This window comes from Methylobacterium sp. V23 (genome assembly GCF_002917135.1).
Classification (GTDB): Bacteria; Pseudomonadota; Alphaproteobacteria; order Rhizobiales; family Beijerinckiaceae; genus Methylobacterium.
Window position 1 is genome coordinate 88,116 of sequence record NZ_PDHT01000007.1, and the last position, 17,724, is coordinate 105,839.

The window sequence follows — 17,724 nt, forward strand, 5'->3', positions numbered from 1 at the left end:
CCCATCGCGCGTCGATGCGTCCCGACGGGTGCGGATGCGCCGCGTGCCGGCTCAGCGCGCGTCTCAGCGGGCCTCGGCGAACTGGGCGCGCGTCCGGGCCGGCGCCTTGGCGGCGACGGCCGTGCGCGCCGCGGCCTTGGCCGGGAGCGTGGCCTTGGCCAAGGACGTCCCCTGGGCCGGAGACATCCCCTGGGCCGGAGACGGCCCCCGGGCCAGGACGGCGGCCGGGCCGGCGGGTTTGCCGACCGGACCGGCCTTCGCGACGGCGACGGCCTTGGGCGCGGCCTTGAACTCCGAAGCGGTCCTGGTCTCCGAAGCGTGTTTGGCCTCGGAAGGGTTTTTGGCGGCCACCATCCGGGCGGTGCCGGGCTGGAGGGCCGATTTGGGTCCGGCAGCCGACAGCCTGACGGGGGCCGCCTTCGGCGCGGGGGCCGGGGTCGCGGCGGCGAAGCGGGCGCTGGCGGCGCGGGGATCGGCCTTGGCCGGCGCTCCGCCGAGCTGGGCGACCTTCGCCGGCCCCTGGCCGGCGGGCGACCCGGCGGCGACGCGGCTGGCAGCGGCGTGCGGCTCGGGCCGTGCCCCGGCGAGCCGCAGCGGCGGCGGGGTCAGGCTGAGGGGCGCGGGCCGGGCGGCGGCCAGGGTCTGGTGCGGCTCGGACGGGCTATGCCGCACGGGCCGGAACCCCTCGGCCCGCACCGCCGTCGGCTGCAGCGCGGCCGGGACCGCGACGGTGGCGGCGCTCGCCACCAGGATGGGGGCAGGCTTGGCCGGATGGGGCACCGGCGCCACCTCGGTCGCCGCGACCGGGGCGGCCTCGGCCGCGGGCTGGTCGTCGGCCTCCTTGAAGGCCAGGGCGGGGCGGCTCGCCCGGGCGAGGCGCTCGGCGGAGACCTGCGGCGCGTCCGGGCCGAGATCGGCCAGCATGACCGGCGAGGGTCCACGGATGGCGGCGGGCTGGCCGTCGGTGCGCAGGGTGGCGAGGAGCTTGCGGTCGTCGCTGCCGGCGGTGGAGGCCTTGCCGGCATACTCGACGCGGACCCGCGCGGTGCCGCTGCGGCGGAATTCCAGCGCCTCGGCCACCTCCTCGGAGACGTCCATCAGGCGATTGGCGTGATAGGGGCCGCGATCGTTCACCCGGACGATCATCGAGTGGCCGTTGGCGAGGTTGGTGACGCGGGCATAGCTCGGCAGCGGCAGGGTCGGGTGCGCCGCGGCGATCGAGTGACGGTCGAACACCTCGCCGTTGGCGGTCATGCGCCCGTGGAAGGCCGAGCCGTACCAGGAGGCCAGGCCCTCGCGGACATAGCCCTTGGCGTCCTCGCGCGGGACGTAGGTGCGCCCGGCCACCACGTAGGGCTTGCCCGAGAAGCGGCGGCCGCCCCCCTTCGGGATCACGTCGCCCTCGTTGTAGAGGCGCGGGCTGGCCTTGACGCCGTATTTCGGATCGAGGCTGGAGCCGCTTCCGGCGGCGCCCGCGAGCTTCTGGGGAGACTGGGCGCAGTTGGCGGTGGTGAGCGCCACCGCCGAGACCGCCAGCAGCCGCCAGAGCGGCAGCGGGGCCGGCCCCGGATGTCCCGGCTTCGTCGTACGCGCCATCGCGATGATCCGCCCCAGCCCCCGCCCTGATCCACGCAACACGTTCGAGAGGGACCGCCGGCGGGCGAGAGCAGGACCGGACGAGCCCCCGGGATCGGCGCCGTAGGCCGCTCCCGAGACGAGCAAGAATGTCCGAATGCCGTAAAGGAAGGCTGAACGCCGGTGCCGTTCCGCCCGGGACCGGGCCGCAACCGGGGCCACCGGGCCGGGCGGATCCTCCGCATGAGGATCCCCCGGCAAGTCTTCGTCAGATCAGCGAAAAACCTCGTTCCTTCGAGCGAGGCAGGCGACTAGACCGCATCGAACGCGGCTGATCCGGAACATCGAGAAGCCCCAGCAACCGTCTGCCGGGGCTCGTCTTTCGTTCTCAGCGCCCGTCCGGCTCGTTGAGCTGGTCGATCGAGCGTGCGCCGCGCTGCTTGAACAGCAGATCCAGCGCCTCGAGCATCAGGCCGTGCATCTTGGCCCGCTCCGCATGGGCGATGTCCCGCAGCTGATCGTAGACCGGCGGCTCCAGGTAGACTGACATCTGACGGGCGCGCTGCTTCAGGGTGGCGTTGGGGCGCCGCAGCGAGGGCGCACCCGTGTCGAGCTGGACGATTTCGGCCGTCTGCTGGGGGGTCTGGTGGGGGCCCGGGTGAGACTTGCCCGGCGGAGTCGAGGCGGCAACGATGGAGGCGAGACTCAGCTTAGGCGGCTTTGGCATGCTTGCTCACCTGCATGCGCTTCTCGATCCAGCTCCAGAGCTTGCGCACCTCGAAGGCGGCTTGGCCCTTCGGATTGAACTCGGTGACGCCCTGGCCGACGCCGATGGCGTCCTGGTGGTCGGTGCGGGCGACGATGTTCACGTCCGGCAGGATGCCGAGCACGGCGAGGCCGTCGGCGGCATCGCGGATGCGGTAGGAGCGGGGCGGGGTCTGGTTCAGCACGAAGGCGAACTTCTTCTCGAGCCGGTAGATCGCCGCCAGGGTCGGCTTGAAGGCGCGCAGATCCGCCGGGGTCGGGCGGCACGGGATGATGCAGAGATCGGCCGCGCGGATCGCCGAGAGGGTGCCGGCGGAATCGACGCCGGGGGTGTCGATGAAGACGTAGTCGTAGGCGGACTCGCGCAGCTGGGCCATCACGCCCTCGATCTGCGTCGCGTCGATCTGCGCCACTTCCGGGCCCTCGGCGGTGCGATGGTCGAGCCAGTCGCTGATCGTGGCCTGACGGTCCATCTCGAGGATGCAGACCGAGAGGCCGCGCTCCTGGGCGGCGACCGCCAGGGAGATGCAGAGCGTGCTCTTGCCGCTGCCCCCCTTCTGGGTGACGAACGTGATGGCTTTCATCCTGGCATCCCTTCGCGAGCGTCGACGAGTTCGGGTGACGGTGGGGGCGGACGGATCCGGCAGTCTGGATCGCCGGTGGACGGGGCGGGGGCCTTCCGTCCTGTGACCCAAGGATGCTGCGATCCCGGATGTCGCCGATCATGGTTAACCAACGGTTAAGCCCCGGCGCGAGGACGGACTTTCGGACAGGCAATCTCAGGTTGCTAATTTCACCCTGACAGTGCTCGGGCCCTTTTCGCCACCGCAGTTCCGCTCTACGGTGGCCGCACGCCGAGCCCTGCGTATGGCCGACATGGCAACCTCAGGTCGTTTCAGTGGATTCGGTCCTGCCGGTGAGGAGGCCCATGATGCGATCCCCGCCACCGGAGACGGAGGCTGATATCCCCGGCGGCCTGCGGGCGGCCCTCGCCGCCTCGGGCGTGGTCGGCGCCTGGGTGCACGAGATCTGGGCGGACCGCCTCGTGGTCTCGGCACCGGTCGCCCGGGCCCTCGGCTGGTCGCCGGATGCGGGCGTTCGAGGCGTGCCGCTGGCGCGCTTCCTCTCCCGCATCCACGACGAGGACCGCGCGCGGGTCGACAATGCACTCCAGGCGGCGATCGCCCGGGGCGGCGCCTTCGCGGTCGCCTTCCGCACCCGCGGGCCGCGCCGGCTGGACCTGCGCGGGCGCATCGAGCCCGACGCCGCAGGGAACCCGGCGCGGGCGCGCGGCCTCGTCCTCGACCTCAGCGAGGACCGCGCGGACGGGCCCCGGGACCAGCATGCGGTGAACCGGATGGCCGAACACGCCATCGCCCTGCGGGGCCTGGCCGACGCTCTCGCCCGGCCCGGCCTGTCGCGGCTCCTCGATCGCCTGATGGTGGAGATCGGCCATGAACTCGCCCGCCACCTCCGGGACAGCCCGGACGGCCAGCGGCACTGACGCCGAAGGTCCGAGAAAGAGGCGAAGGGTCCGGAAAGCGGCGAAGGATCCGGAAAACTTGAGGGGTCTGGAGAACACGAAGAGCCCGGTCAGCGGGGCAGCGCCGTGGCCTCCCGCGTCGGCGGGACCCGGCGGTTCGCGAGCCCCCGCAGGACCGGCCCGGCCCCGGGCCGCGCCAGGGCATCGGCGTAGGCCGCGATCAGGCCGGCGCAGTCCCGGGCGAGGCGGGCCGATGGCGCGGGCGCGGCCATCCCTGCGCGAGCCCCCTGCCCGGCCGCCCGGGCCAGCACGGTCGCCGCCGCGTCGTCGGCCAGGACGTCCTGCGCCGCCAGGAGGTTGCCCTCCCCGCCGATGGTGAGGCAGGCCTGCGGATCGGCGCCCCGCATCGCCCGCAGGAGGACGCGGCCGGTCGCGACCCAGGAGGCGTCGTCGGCGTCGCGCAGGATACGGGCGATGGCGCGCTCGGCCCCGGCCCGCAGGCGGTCGAGGGCCGCGCCCTCGGGCAGGCCGGCCCGGTAGCCGTCGAGATAGGCGGCCGCAAGCGCGTCGAGCACGTCCCCCCGCCGCGCGAGGGCTCCGAGAAGCGGCAGGGCGCGCAGGATCGCCGCCCGGGCACCGGCGGAACTCGGATCGTCGTCGAGGGTGGAATCGGGGAAGCGGTCGGTGTCGACCAGCTCGGTGGCGACCCGCGCCTGGATCAGGCGGGCGGGCTCGGGGATCCACAGGCTGTCGGAGGCCACGGCGAGGGCCTCGGCGACGAAGGCGGGGTCGACGCCGGCGGCCACGTAGGCCGCCCGCTCGGCCGAGGCGTCGGCCTGCACCACCTGTCCGAACAGGCCCGGATCGTAGGGGGCATGGAAGCCGAGCCGCCCGTTCGTCACGAGGGCGCGCCCGGTGCCGCGCACGAAGGCCAGGGTGCAGGCGGAGACGCAGTAGTCCGGCACGTAGGTGGCGAGGCCCCGGGCGGCGATGAGGTCGCCGATCGCCGTCGCCTCCTCCACGAGGCCGCCCTCGCTGGTGAGATGGATCCGGGTCACCTCCGGATGGGCGGCGAGCAGGGCGCCGAGGCGCGCGGCCGTCCCCGCCCCGATCTCCCCGGCGAACCGGATGTCGCGCCCCTGCGGCCCCAGGGCGATGCGCGCCGGGGGCCCGGGCACCTGCGTGTGGAAGCGCTCCTCCAGGCGCAGGGACAGGGCGGTGTAGGCCGAGCCGAGGGCGGGAAGCGCCCCGGCGGCCGCCAGGACGGCGCAGGTGGCACCGGCGACAAGCCGCGCAGAGAGCAGCCGCGCCAGCCCTTGCCGCGCGGACCCCTGCCGGGCGGGGCCCCGCCCGCCGAACCTGTCCGCCCGAACCCCGTGCGCTGCCATCCGCAAGCCCTCCCGATCCCGGTCCGCGACCGTCATCGTCGTGGCAGGATCGGCCGATTATTGGCCCTGCAAAGTCTCACGCAAACACCCTGCCAGTCCCGGGACAGTCACGCGCCGCGGCAGACTTGGAGAAAAGGGATTTTTGTTGATGTGTCCGGCCCGCAACGGGGGAGGATCCCCTGTCGGCCGGGCCGGAGCCCGGACGATCCTTCCCGCGGCCGGTCGACGATGCCGCAGGCGGCCTCAGGCCTGTTCGGGCGGGCGCAGGAGGTAGGTGTCCATGATCCAGCCGTGCCGGGCGCGGGCGGCCTCGCGGACGGCGCCGATCTCCGCGGCGACGTCGCCGAGGCGGCCCGAGACCAGGATCTCGTCGGCGGTCCCCAGGAAGGCGCCCCAGTAGATAGTCAGGTCCGGGTCGAGATGGTCGAAGCGGGGCCGGCCGTCGAGCATCACCACGGTGGCGTCGCTGCCCGCGGGCAGGCCGCCGGCGATCTGCCGGCCGGTGGTGATGGTGATCGGCCCGCCGATGCGGTTGAGGGGGATGCGGTGGCCAGCCGCGAGCGCCTGGACGCTGGTGATGCCCGGGATCACCCGGACGGCGAGGTCCAGGGTTCCGCGGGCCCGGATGCGGTCGATGATTCGCAGCGTGCTGTCGTAGAGGGAGGGATCGCCCCAGACCAGGATGGCGCCGCAGCCCTCCGGGCCGAGCTCGCGCGCGATCATCGCCGCGTAGAGCGCCGCCCGCGCGGCGTGCCAGGCCTCGACGGTGGCGCCGTAATCGGCGGGATTGCGGTCGCGCTCGGGATCCTGCGCCTCCACGAAGCGGTAGGGCTTCTCCGTGAGGTAGCGGTTGCAGATCTCCCGGCGCAGGTCGACGAGGTCGGCCTTCGCGCGGCCCTTGTCGAGGGCGAAGACCACGTCGGCGGTGTTGAGGGCGCGGATCGCCTGGATCGTCATGTGCTCGGGATTGCCGGTGCCGATCCCGATCACCAGGAGAGTTCTCATCGCGCGCCGTCCTCCGCTGCCGCCTCAAGGCGGTGCCGCTCGAAGGCGGTGCCTCCGGGTCGCCCGCTTAGAGCATGCGGCGGGGGAGGGGAACCGGCGCCGCGAGAAACCCCGTGCGTTCCCAGCCCCTTAGCCCGAGCCGGGGGAGGCCCGGGCACGCCGGGCACGCGAACCGGCCTGTCGGCGGCCTGCGCGGTGTGCTATGCACGTCGTCGACATGACTTGCGTCCGGCACATGGCACTCTGGCTCGCGGCGGTGATCGTCCTGATCACGGTCGGCCTCATGCCGTCCGGCGCCGCGGCCCATGCGGGGCATCCGCACGGCGCGGGCGTCGCGGCGACCGCCCCCTCCCCCGCCGTTTCGGCCGAGGCCCGGCTCAGCAGCGAAGACCGGATCCTGCTGCCGCGGGCCGCGATCCGCACCATCGTGGTGCTGACGGCCGCCCCGCCCCAGGCGCTGAGCACCGGCGCCTGCGACGGCACCTGCTGCAATGCCGGCTGCCGCAGCCCGAACGCCTGCTGCACCGGGGCCGGGCTCGCCCCGGACAGCGACGACGCCGCCGGCCCGCGCCGGTCCGGCGACCGCGCCCTGGCGCGCGCCCTCCCGGCCCGGACGGACGTCGTTCCGGAAGCCCTCCCCGAACCGCCCAGATTCGACGCCTGACGCTGCCCTGCGTCCCGGCTTTCGCGCTTCCCGATGGAGGCGCGAGGCCGGGACGCCGTTCCGTGCTCCTCGGCGAAAGAATCCCGGTCCATGCTCCGTTGCCCCGCGGCCGCCCTGCGCGCGCTCGCCGTCCTCGTCACCCTCGCGCTCCCCGCCCTGTCCGGGCCCGCCCTCGCCCATGAGGGCCACGATGATGGCGCGGGAGCGCCGCCGGCTCCGGCCGCCACCGCCCCGCGGGCGGAGGCCGTCTCCGAGCGCTTCGAGCTCGTCGCCGTGGTGCAGGGCACCGATCTGGTGCTCTACCTCGATGCCGTCGCCACCAACGCGCCCGTCCCGGCGGCGAGCGTCGCCGTGATGACGCCCGAGGGCCGGCGCAAGGCCGCCGAGACCGCGCCCGGCACCTACCGCCTCGCGGCGCCCTGGCTCGCGACCGGGGACGACCACGACTTCGTCGTCGGCGTCTCCGCCGAGGGCCGCACCGATCTCCTCGACCTGGACCTCCACCGGCCCGCCCCGGCGGACGCTCCGGCCGCCGCGCCGTCGGCCCCGGGCGCCGCCGCCGCGGCCACCGCCACGGGGCTGGCCGATCGCCTCGCCCGGCAGAACCCCGCGGCCCTGGCAGCCGGCGGCTTCCTGTTGGGGCTCGGGGTGTTCGCCCTGGCGCGCCGGCGGCGCGCGGGCTCCGTCCTCGTCGGCCTCCTGGCGGTCGGGGCGACCCTGGTGCTGGCCCTGCTCCTCGGCGGCGCGGCACAGGCGCACGAGGGCCACGCGCACGAGGCCAAGGCACCGCCCGTCACCCCGGCGGCGCTCACCGGCGGCACCCTGATGGAGCGGGCGCGGCGCCTGCCCGACGGCTCGGTCTTCGTGCCGAAGTCGCTTCAGCGCCTGCTGGTCCTGCGCACCGGCCTGACGGCCGAGGCGTCCGTCACCCGCAGCGTCGAGCTGCCGGGCCGGATCATTCCCGACCCGAATGCCAGCGGGGTGGTGCAATCCTCCGTGGGCGGCCGGCTGGCGCCGCCGGAGCGCGGCTTTCCCCGCCTCGGCACCCGGGTGGCGCGCGGCGAGGTGCTCGCCACCGTGACCCCGCCCGTCCAGGCGGTGGACGTCTCCGACATGCGCCAGCGCCAGGGCGAGCTCGACCAGCAGATCGCCATCCTGGAGCGCCGTGTCGGGCGCTTCGAGCGGCTCTCCACCACCGGCGCGGTGGCGCAGACCCAGCTCGACGATGCCCGCTCGGAACTCGGCGGCCTGCGGGACCGCCGCGCCGCCCTCGACGCCATCCGGCGCGAGCCCGAATCCCTCGTCGCCCCCGTCGACGGGGTCATCGCCGAGGCGAACGCGGTGGCGGGCGCCATGGCGGCCCCCGGCACGGTGGTCTACCGCATCGTCGATCCCGCCAAGCTCTGGGTCGAGGCCCTGAGCTTCGAGGCGCTGGCCGAGGGAAGCCGGGCCACCGCGCGGCTGGGCGACGGCGGCACCCTGCAGCTCGCCTATCGCGGCACGGGCCTCGCCGACCGAAACCAGGCGGTGCCGGTCCAGTTCGCCATCGCGGGCGACGGGCAGGGCCTGCGCCTCGGCCAGTTCGTCACCGTGCTGGCGCCCGTCGGCCAGGCCCGCCCCGGCCTGCCGGTGGCGCGCTCCGGCGTGGTGCGGGCGGAGGGCGGCAGCCTCGTCTACGAGCATGTCAGCGCCGAGCGCTTCATGGGCCGCCCGGTGCGGGTGGCGCCGCTGGATGCCGACCGGATGCTGGTGGAGGACGGGATCGCGGCCGGGCGCCGCGTCGTCGTCCAGGGCGCCGAACTCCTCGACCAGATCCGCTGAAGGGCCGCCCGATGTTCGAGACCATCGTCGCGCAGTCCCTGCGCAACCGCCTGCTCGTGGTGGCGCTGGCCGCCGCCCTGGTGCTGACCGGGCTCCTCGCCCTCACGCGCCTGCCCGTGGACGTGCTGCCGGACCTCAACCGCCCCACCGTCACGGTGATGACGGAGGCCGAAGGGCTCGCCCCCCCGGAGGTCGAGCAGCGCGTCAGCTACCCGATCGAGACTCGGATGAACGGCCTGCCCGGCGTCACCCGGGTGCGCTCGGTCTCGGGCATCGGCCTGTCCATCGTCACCGTGGAATTCGCCTGGGACGCCGACCTCTTCCGCGCCCGCCAGTTCGTGGCTGAGCGCCTGGCGCTGGCCCGCTCGGAACTCCCCGCCGGCGTGATGCCCCAGATGGGGCCGGTCTCGTCGATCATGGGCGGCATCCTGCTGGTGGCGGTGACCTCCGAGACCGCGAGTCCGATGAGCCTGCGCGAGACCGCCGACTTCACCATCCGGCCGCGCCTGCTGGCGATCCCCGGGGTGGCGCAGGTCATCCCGATCGGCGGCGCGGTGCGCCAGTTCCGGGTGGCGCCGAACCCCGCCGCCATGCGGGCGCTCGGCGTCACCCATGCCAGCCTGACCCAGGCCCTGGAGGGCTTCGGCACCAATGCGGGCGGCGGCTTCACCGATGCGGGCGCGCGCGAGGTGCTGATCCGCGCCATCGGCCGGACCATCGACCTCGACGACCTGCGCAACCTCGTGCTGGGCACCCCGAGCGGGCCGGTCTACCTGCGGCAGGTGGCGGAGGTGGATTTCGCGCCCCGGCCCCGGCGCGGCGATGGCGGCTACATGGGCAAGCCCGCCGTCATCGTCTCCGTGGAGAAGCAGCCGGGCGTCGATACGGTGCGGCTGACGAAGACCGTGGAAGAGGCGCTGGCTCAGCTCGGCCCCAGCCTGCCGCCCGGCATCAAGGCCGACAAGGTGCTGTTCCGGCAGGCGGATTTCATCGAGACCTCCCTGCACAACGTGGCGCAGGTGCTGCTCGAGGCCGTCGCCGTGGTGGCGGTGGTGCTGTTCGCCTTCCTGATGAACGCGCGCACCACCCTGATCTCGCTCACGGCGATCCCGGTCTCGATCCTGGCCACGGCGGCGATCTTCTCCGCCCTGGGGCTGTCCATCAACACGATGACCCTGGGCGGCCTCGCCATCGCCATCGGCGAGCTCGTCGACGACGCGGTGGTGGATGTCGAGAACATCCTGCGGCGCCTGCGCGAGAACCGGCAAGAGAACCTGAATGGGGGGACGCCCCGCTCGGCCTTCGCGGTGATCGTGGCGGCCTCCAACGAGGTCCGCTCCGGCATCGTCTACGCCACGGTGATCATCTGCCTGGTCTTCGTGCCGCTCTTCGCCCTGTCGGGCATCGAGGGCCGGCTCTTCGCGCCCCTGGGGCAGGCCTACATCATCGCGATCCTGTCGAGCCTTCTCGTCTCGCTCACCCTGACCCCCGCCCTCGCCTCCTGGCTGCTCCCCGGCCTGAAGACCCTGGAGGCGCCGGAGGGCCGGCTGATCCGTTGGCTCAAGGCCGGCAACAGCCGCCTCGTCGCGCTCGCCTTCGGCCACCAGCGCGCCGCGATGGCGGCCGCCATCCTGGGCGTCGGTGCCGCGGCCTATGCCGCCACCACGCTGCCGCGGGCCTTCCTGCCGGCCTTCAACGAGGGCTCGTTCACCGTCAACCTCGCCTTCATGCCCGGCCTCTCGCTCACCGAATCGAGCCGGATCGGCGCCATCGCCGAGGGGCTGGTGCTGGACATCCCGGAGGTGGCCCAGGTCGGGCGCCGCACCGGCCGCGCCGAGCTCGACGAGCATGCCGAGGGCGTGCACTCCTCGGACCTGGAGATCGCGATGAAGCCCGGCGGACGGCCACGCGAGACCGTCGTGGCGGATCTGCGGGCGCGCCTCGGCGTGCTGCCGGTCTCGCTCAATGTCGGCCAGCCCATCTCGCACCGCCTCGACCACATGCTCTCGGGCGTCCGGGCCGAGATCGCCCTCAAGCTGTTCGGCGAGGACCTCGACGGCCTGCGCCGCACGGCCGAAGCCCTCACGGCCGCGTTCGAGACGATTCCCGGCATCGCCGACCTGTCCGTCGAGAAGCAGGTCCGGATCCCGCAGCTCGAGGTCCGGGTCGATTCCGGACGCGCCGCCCTCTACGGCATCGCCCCCGGTGCCGTGGTCGAGGCGGTGAGCCGCCTGGCCAACGGCCGGGTGGTCTCGACCCTGGTGGACGGCCTGCGCCGCTACGACGTCACCCTGCGCCTGCCCGAATCCGGCCGCTCGGTGGCGGCGCTCCGCGACCTCCTCATCGAGACGCCCACCGGCTGGGTCCCGGCCCACGCGCTGGCCGACATCACCGAGCGCGACGGGCCCAACCAGATCCTGCGCGAGAACGGACGGCGGCGCCTCGTCGTCCAGGCCAACACCCGGCCCGGGGCCGACGGCTCGGCGGTGGCCGCCGCCATCGCCGGGACCCTGGCGCGGACCCCCCTGCCCCAGGGCATCACCGCGAGCCTGGAGGGCGCGTTCCAGGCGCAGGGGGAGGCGACCCGCACCATCGGGCTCCTCAGCCTCGTCTCCCTCGCCCTGGTCTTCGCCCTGCTGGCGAGCCGCTACCGCTCCGGCGTGCTGGCCCTCATCGTCATGGGCAACGTGCCGCTGGCCCTCATCGGCAGCGTCGCGGCGCTCTTCGTCGCCGGGCTTCCCCTCTCGGTCGCCTCGATGATCGGCTTCGTGACGCTCACCGGCATCGTCGCCCGCAACGGCATCCTGAAGATCAGCCACATCCTCAACCTCGGGCTGACCGAGGGTCTGCCCTTCGGGCCGGCCCTGGTGCTGCGGGCCAGCAACGAGCGGCTGGTGCCGGTGCTGATGACGGCGCTCGCGGCCGGCATCGCCCTGGTGCCGCTCCTCGTCGACGGCACGGCGCCCGGCAAGGAGATCCTCCACCCCGTCGCGGTGACGATCTTCGGCGGCCTGTTCAGCGCCACCCTCCTCGACGCGGTGCTCACCCCCGTCCTCGTCCTGCGCTTCGGCCGGGGCGCCTTCGCCCGCCTGCAGGCGGCGCAGGGCGCTGCCCCTGCACCGGCCGCGGGCGCCCCCGCGCCGGACCAGGCCGCCGGGGCACCCGCTCCGGCTCTGTTCTGAACCTGTCCTGTCCTGATCCTGCCCTGTTCGGATCCTGCCCCGTCCTGACCTTCCGCGAACGGAGACCCCCCATGAGAACCGCGCCCCACCTGCTCGCCGCCCTCGCGCTCCTCGCGCTGGCGGGCGCCGCCCCGGCGGCGGAGGACCCTCACCACGCCGGCGACGGGCACGATCACGGCCACGGCACGCCGGGCCACACGCACACGCCGCCGGCCAAGGCGGGGGCCGCCTCCCCCTCCACCAAGGCGTTCCAGGACGCCGCCATGCGCATGCACGGCGACATGGAGATCCGCTATTCCGGCGACGTCGACCGCGACTTCGCCGCCGGCATGATCCCGCATCACGCCGGCGCCATCGCGATGGCCCGGGTCGCCCTGCAATACTCGAAGGACCCGGAGGTCCGCGCGCTCGCCGAGCGCATCGTCAAGGCGCAGGAGGCCGAGATCGCGCAGCTGCAGGCCATCCTGAAGCGCAAGGAGGCGGGGGCGGAGGCGCCGGCAGCCGCGCGCTGACGCGCCCCCTGGTCGGGAAGCGTCGCGGTTCTATCTGGACCGGTTCCAGACAAGCCACGGCGGAGACAGCCCGGCATGAGCTTTCCCATCACGCTGACCGTGAACGGCACGCGCCGCAGCGTCGTCCTGGAGGATGCGCGCGTCACCCTCCTCGACCTCCTCCGCGAGCGCCTCGACCTCACCGGGGCCAAGAAGGGCTGCGACCGGGGCCAGTGCGGCGCCTGCACCATCCTGCTCGACGGCGTCCGGGTGAATGCCTGCCTGGCGCTCGCCGTCAGCCACGACGGGGCGTCGATCACCACGATCGAGGGCCTCGCCGCGGGCGAGGCCCTGCATCCGGTCCAGGCCGCCTTCCTGGAGCATGACGGCTTCCAGTGCGGCTTCTGCACCCCGGGCCAGATCCTCAGCGCGGTCGGGCTGATCCAGGAGGGCCAGACCGGGGGCGACCCCGAGCGGGTGCGCGAGGGCATGAGCGGGAATCTCTGCCGCTGCGGCGCCTATGCGGGCATCACGGAGGCGGTGCTCACCGCCCATGCGGCGCTCACGGGGCCGGACGTCCTGCCCGGCCGCCAGCTGGCGGAGGATGCGGCGTGAAGGCCTTCGACTATATCCGCGCGACGAGCATCGCCGAGGCGGTGGCCGCCGCCGCCCGGCCCGGGGCGGCCTATCTCGCCGCGGGCACCAACCTCGTCGACCTGATGAAGGGCGGGATCAGCCGGCCCGACACCCTCGTGGACGTCACCCGCCTGCCCGGCCTCGACCGCATCGAGCGCGGCACGGACGGGTCGACCCGGATCGGCGCGCTGGTGCGCAACGCGGCCCTGGCGCACGATCCCGTCATCGCCAGGCGCTACCCGGCCCTGGCGGAAGCCCTGCTCTCGGGCGCCTCCGGCCAGCTGCGCAACGCCGCCACCACCGCCGGGAACGTGCTGCAGCGGACCCGCTGCCCGTATTTCTACGACACCGCCAGCGCCTGTAACAAGCGCGACCCCGGCGCCGGCTGCGCGGCGCTCGGCGGCGTCACCCGGAGCCACGCGGTGCTCGGCTGGAGCGAGCACTGCATCGCCACCCACCCGTCCGACTTCTGCGTGCCGCTCGCCGCCCTCGACGCCAGCGTCGAGATCGCGGGCCCCGGCGGCCCCCGCTCCGTGCCCCTGGAGGCGTTCCACCGCCTGCCCGGCGACACGCCGGAGCGCGAGACCGTGCTGGAACCCGGCGACCTCGTCGTCGCCGTCACCCTGCCCCCCGAGGCGGAGGCCTTCGCCGGGCACAGCCGCTACCTCAAGGTCCGCGAGCGCACCTCCTACGCCTTCGCGGTGGTGTCGGCGGCGGTCGGATTGCGGATGGACGGCGATCGGATCGGGCAGGCCCGCATCGCCCTCGGCAGCGTCGCCCTGAAGCCCTGGCGCGCCCGGGCGGCGGAGGACCTGCTGGCCGGGGCCGCCCCCACGCCCGAGACCTTCGCCGCGGCGGCCGAGGCGGCGCTGGCGGACGCCAGGCCCTCGGGCGACAACGCCTACAAGATCGAGCTCGCCCGCCGCATCGTGGTCCGCGCGCTCACCCGCGCGGCCGCCGGCACCCCGGACCGCGTCCCCGCGCTGCCGGCCAGCCCCTTTGCTCCCAATCCTTCCGCTCCCAATCCTTCCGCCCCCAGCCCTCTCGCCGGAGCCCCCGTGCATGCCTGAGCGTCAGCGCCACGGCGCCTCCATCGGCCAGCCGCTCACCCGGCGCGACGGCCACGCCAAGATCACCGGGGCGGCCCGCTACAGCGCGGATATCAAGCCCGAAGGTCTGCTCCACGCCGTGATGGCGGTGAGTTCGGTCGCCCGCGGCCGGGTCGCCCATCTCGATGTCGCGGCGGCGGAAGCCCATTCGGGCGTCGTCGCCGTGATGACGCCGCGGAATGCCCCGGCGCTCGCCCAGTCGCCGGACCTGAAGGACCATCCGTTCGCCTTCCGCCTCGACCTCCTGCAGAACGACGGCGTGCGCTACGCCAACCAGCCGATCGCGGTGGTCATCGCCGAGACCCTGGAGGCCGCCACCGAGGGCGCGGCCCTGCTGGCGCCCCGCTACGAATCCGAGCGCGTCAGCGTCGCCCTGGGGGCCGGGGAGGTCTTCCGCCCCGAGACCATCGGGGCCGGCTCGGCCACCGACGAAGGTTCGGGCGACCTCGCCGCCGGCATGGCGGCCGCCGAGACCCGGATCGAGGCGACCTACGACACGGCGGCGCAGTACCACAACGCCCTGGAGCCCCATGCCAGCGTGGCCGCGTGGGACGGCGACCGCCTGACCCTCTACACGCCGACCCAGGCCCTCTGGATCGCCAAGGGCCGGCTCGCCGGCCTGTTCGGCATTCCCCCCGAGAACATCCACGTGGTCTGCCACTATCTCGGCGGCGGCTTCGGCTCGAAGGGCTTCATCGCCGCGCCGCAGATCCTCGGGATCATGGCGGCGAAGCTCGTGGGGCGCCCGGTCAAGCTGGTGACCCGACGCGAGCAGATGTTCGGCCCGGTCGGCCATCGCGCCGCCACGCGCCAGACCCTGAAGCTCGGCGCCGCCCGGGACGGCACCCTCACGGCCCTCGACCACCACACCCTGACCCTGACGAGCCGGCACGACGACTTCGTCGAGCCCTCCGGCATCCTCTCGCGCCACCTCTACGCGGCGGGGGCGATCGCCACGACGCACGCGGTCTCCCGGGCCGATATCGGCACCCCGATCTTCATGCGGGCCCTCGGCGAGGCCTCGGGCAGCGTCGCGGTGGAGAGTGCCCTCGACGAGCTGGCCCTGGAACTCGACCTCGATCCCCTGGAGATCCGCCTGCGCAACTACGCGGAGGTCGAGCCGATCACCCACCGGCCCTTCTCCTCGAAGGCCCTGCGCGAATGCTACGCGCAAGGGGCGGCACGCTTCGGCTGGGCCTCCCGCCCGCGGCAACCGCGCCAGATGCGCGACGCCGACGGGCTCCTCGTCGGCTGGGGCCTCGGCACCGCCACCTACCCGGCCGGGATGATGCAGGGCGAGGCCCGCGCCACGATCCGGGCCGACGGCACCGCGCTGATCGAGACCGCCGCCCACGACATGGGCCAGGGCGCCTGGACGGTGCTGGCGCAGATCGGCGCCGACGGGCTCGGCCTCCCGATCACCCAGGTCGAGCTGCGCATCGGCGATTCGAACCTGCCGAACGGCGGCCTGGCCGGCGGCTCCACCGGCACCGCCACCAGCGGTACCGCCGTGGACAACGCTGCCCGGGCGGCCATCGCCGCCCTGGCGGACCTCGCCGTCAACGACCGGGCCTCGCCCCTGTACGGCGCTGGGAATGCCGGCGTCACCGCCGCGGACGGGCGCCTCGCCCGCCGGGACGACCCCGCCCGCTCCGAAGCCTTCGGCGAGATCCTGGCCCGCGCCGGCCGGACCTCCGTCGAGGCCAAGGGCCAGGGTGCGGGCGACCCGGCCACGCGAAAGGCCTACGCGATGCACGCGCACGGGGCGGTCTACGCGGAGGTGAAGGTCGATCCCGATCTCGGCCAGATCCGGGTGACGCGCCTCGTCGGCGCCTTCGCGGCCGGGCGGATCATCAACCCGCAGCTCGTGCGCAGCCAGTATTACGGCGGCATGATCTGGGGCGTGTCCCTAGCCCTGCACGAGCACGCGGTGCTCGATCCGCGCTCGGGCCGGGTGATGAACGGGAACCTGGCCGAGTACCACATCCCGGTGAATGCCGACGTGCCCGCGATGGAGGCGATCCTGGTGGAGGAGCACGACCCGCACGTGAACCCGCTGGGCATCAAGGGGGTGGGCGAGATCGGCATCACCGGCACCGCCGGCGCCATCGCCAACGCGGTCTGGCACGCCACCGGCGTGCGGGTGCGCGACATCCCGATCACCCTCGACCGGCTGCTGGGGTGAGGCGGAGGACGCCGGCGGCCCGCTCCGCCGACGCCTATTCGCGGATCAGCTTGCCGGAATAGACCACCGGCCCGGTCGGCTGGCCGGTGGGCGAGCCGCCCGCCGGCTCGACGGAGACCGCGAAGGTGCCGGCCTCGGCCGGCAACCCCTGTTCCTTGCCCAGTTCCTTGCCCAGCGCCATGCCCAGCGCCTTGTCCAGCACCTTGGCGTCGGTGCCGACGAGACCCAGGGTCTTCGGGGCCGCGCCGGCGCCGACGTACCAGAGCTCCAGGCTGTGCCCCGCCGGGGCCTGCGCGCCCACCGGGCGCACCCGTGCGGTCCCGGCCCGGGTGTCGATGCTGACGAGGAGCGCCGGCGCCTCGCCGCCGCTGCTGACCACCGCGACGTAGCGCCCGTCGGCCTCGCCCGGCCCCGTGCCGGGACGCGGTCCGCCGAGAGCGATGACCAGGGCGAGCCCCGCCGCCAGGGCGGCCGCGGCGCCGGCGGTCAGGCGCCAGCGCCGCAGGGCCCCCTGCAGGGCGCCGATGCGGTCGTCGTTGGCGGCGGGTCCGAGATCGCCTCCGGGGTGGACGGCCGTCGACGGGGCCGGAAGCGGACCGTCGGCCGCGAGTTGCCGGGCGATCGCCGGCCAGACCTCCGGCCCCGGCGCGACCGCGGGCGCCCCGAGGGCGAGGGGCGCGAGGCGGCGTTCCCAGGCGTCGCGCGCCGCCCGGGCGGCGGGGTCCACGGCGAGTTCGAGATCCACCGCCGCCCGCTCGGGCAGCGGCAGGGTGCCCAGCACGTACTCGGCCAGGCGCAGGTCGCGCTCCTCCGGATCGGGGGTCATGGGGCACCGTCCAGGCAGCCGCGCAGGGTCGCGAGGCCGCGATGCAGCCAGGTCTTGATGGTGCTCACGGGACGGTCGTAGCGCAGGGCGAGATCCTCCCGGGACTGGCCCTCGCAATAGGCCAGCACGATGCAGTCGCGGTGCAGCGCCTCGAGCCGGCCGAGGCAGGCCTGGAGCGCGTTGCGCCCGAGGATCGTGCCCTCGCTGTCGTGGGGGTCGGCCAGCCGCTCCACCCAATCCTCCCCGTCCTCGGTCACCGGCCCCTGCGTCTCGCTCCGCCGCCGCACCCCGTCGATCGCCCGGTTGCGGGCGATGGTGCAGAGCCAGGCCAGCGGCCGTCCGGCCGCCGGGCTGTAGGAGGCGGCCTTCTGCCAGATGCGCAGGAACACGTCCTGCAGCACGTCCTCGGCCATGCCGCGATCGGACTGGATACGGAGGACGACGCCGAGAAGTTTCGGGGCCGTCCGATCATAGAGGGTGCGCAGGGCGGCCTCGTCGCGCCGGGCGATCCGGGCGATCAGATCCGCCAGGATCGCATCGCCACGCGCCGGATCGTCCGCCGGGGGACCACCATGCAGGGAACCGTCACGCAGG

General features: G+C 74.2%; 15 protein-coding genes. 8 read left to right on the forward strand and 7 right to left on the reverse strand.

The annotated features are described in order from the left end of the window. Positions 1 to 63 precede the first annotated feature (63 nt). The 3 genes from CRT23_RS09050 to CRT23_RS09060 all read right to left on the reverse strand — a co-directional run bounded on the left by CRT23_RS09050 (position 64) and on the right by CRT23_RS09060 (position 2,924). Positions 64 to 1,596 carry a septal ring lytic transglycosylase RlpA family protein gene (locus CRT23_RS09050; RefSeq protein WP_103709414.1) on the reverse strand — a complete coding sequence of 511 codons (1,533 nt, stop codon included), beginning with the start codon at positions 1,594 to 1,596 and terminating at the stop codon, positions 64 to 66. Positions 1,597 to 1,963: 367 nt separating this feature from the next. Then, positions 1,964 to 2,302 (reverse strand): ribbon-helix-helix domain-containing protein, encoded by a 339-nt coding sequence (locus CRT23_RS09055; RefSeq protein ID WP_103709415.1) that lies wholly within the window; start codon positions 2,300 to 2,302, stop codon positions 1,964 to 1,966. Beyond that, entirely contained in the window at positions 2,286 to 2,924 is a 639-nt protein-coding gene (locus CRT23_RS09060) for a ParA family protein (RefSeq protein ID WP_055949176.1), read from the reverse strand. The genes CRT23_RS09055 and CRT23_RS09060 overlap by 17 nt, the downstream gene beginning before the upstream one ends. A gap of 344 nt (positions 2,925 to 3,268) precedes the next feature. On the opposite strand from CRT23_RS09060, the gene CRT23_RS09065 reads away from it, so the two are divergent. Beyond that, positions 3,269 to 3,844, forward strand: coding sequence for a PAS domain-containing protein (locus CRT23_RS09065; RefSeq protein ID WP_245436078.1), 576 nt, complete (start codon positions 3,269 to 3,271; stop codon positions 3,842 to 3,844). An 89-nt stretch (positions 3,845 to 3,933) separates the two neighbouring features. Here the strand turns inward: CRT23_RS09065 and CRT23_RS09070 are convergent, their stop codons facing one another. Continuing rightward, the gene (locus tag CRT23_RS09070) at positions 3,934 to 5,211 is read right to left on the reverse strand and encodes a hypothetical protein (protein WP_146056353.1); all 1,278 of its coding nucleotides are present in this window, start codon (positions 5,209 to 5,211) and stop codon (positions 3,934 to 3,936) included. A gap of 243 nt (positions 5,212 to 5,454) precedes the next feature. Continuing rightward, positions 5,455 to 6,216, reverse strand: a complete 762-nt coding sequence (gene cobF, locus CRT23_RS09075) for a precorrin-6A synthase (deacetylating) (protein WP_055949167.1) — start codon at positions 6,214 to 6,216, stop codon at positions 5,455 to 5,457. A 235-nt stretch (positions 6,217 to 6,451) separates the two neighbouring features. Here cobF and CRT23_RS09080 point away from each other — a divergent pair, with 235 nt between their 5' ends. The 7 genes from CRT23_RS09080 to CRT23_RS09110 all read left to right on the forward strand — a co-directional run bounded on the left by CRT23_RS09080 (position 6,452) and on the right by CRT23_RS09110 (position 16,304). Beyond that, positions 6,452 to 6,880, forward strand: coding sequence for a hypothetical protein (locus CRT23_RS09080; RefSeq protein ID WP_146056354.1), 429 nt, complete (start codon positions 6,452 to 6,454; stop codon positions 6,878 to 6,880). 90 nt (positions 6,881 to 6,970) lie between these two features. After that, positions 6,971 to 8,701, forward strand: a complete 1,731-nt coding sequence (locus CRT23_RS09085; RefSeq protein ID WP_103709418.1) for an HlyD family efflux transporter periplasmic adaptor subunit — start codon at positions 6,971 to 6,973, stop codon at positions 8,699 to 8,701. Positions 8,702 to 8,712: 11 nt separating this feature from the next. Further along, complete coding sequence (locus CRT23_RS09090; RefSeq protein ID WP_103709419.1) at positions 8,713 to 11,883, forward strand: efflux RND transporter permease subunit; 3,171 nt, start codon at positions 8,713 to 8,715, stop codon at positions 11,881 to 11,883. Between the two features lie 71 nt (positions 11,884 to 11,954). Beyond that, complete coding sequence (locus tag CRT23_RS09095) at positions 11,955 to 12,395, forward strand: DUF305 domain-containing protein (RefSeq protein WP_103709420.1); 441 nt, start codon at positions 11,955 to 11,957, stop codon at positions 12,393 to 12,395. A gap of 75 nt (positions 12,396 to 12,470) precedes the next feature. Beyond that, entirely contained in the window at positions 12,471 to 12,989 is a 519-nt protein-coding gene (locus tag CRT23_RS09100) for a (2Fe-2S)-binding protein (protein WP_103709421.1), read from the forward strand. After that, a complete protein-coding gene (locus CRT23_RS09105) occupies positions 12,986 to 14,080 on the forward strand; it encodes a xanthine dehydrogenase family protein subunit M (RefSeq protein ID WP_103709422.1) in 1,095 nt (364 codons plus the stop codon). The genes CRT23_RS09100 and CRT23_RS09105 overlap by 4 nt, the downstream gene beginning before the upstream one ends. After that, positions 14,073 to 16,304: a xanthine dehydrogenase family protein molybdopterin-binding subunit gene (locus CRT23_RS09110; protein WP_103709423.1), complete on the forward strand. Its 2,232-nt coding sequence runs from the start codon at positions 14,073 to 14,075 to the stop codon at positions 16,302 to 16,304. The genes CRT23_RS09105 and CRT23_RS09110 overlap by 8 nt, the downstream gene beginning before the upstream one ends. A gap of 34 nt (positions 16,305 to 16,338) precedes the next feature. Here CRT23_RS09110 and CRT23_RS09115 read toward each other — a convergent pair whose 3' ends face one another. Next, positions 16,339 to 17,130 (reverse strand): anti-sigma factor, encoded by a 792-nt coding sequence (locus tag CRT23_RS09115; RefSeq protein ID WP_103709424.1) that lies wholly within the window; start codon positions 17,128 to 17,130, stop codon positions 16,339 to 16,341. Then, a complete protein-coding gene (locus CRT23_RS09120; RefSeq protein ID WP_103709487.1) occupies positions 17,127 to 17,708 on the reverse strand; it encodes a sigma-70 family RNA polymerase sigma factor in 582 nt (193 codons plus the stop codon). The genes CRT23_RS09115 and CRT23_RS09120 overlap by 4 nt, the downstream gene beginning before the upstream one ends. Positions 17,709 to 17,724: the final 16 nt, after the last annotated feature.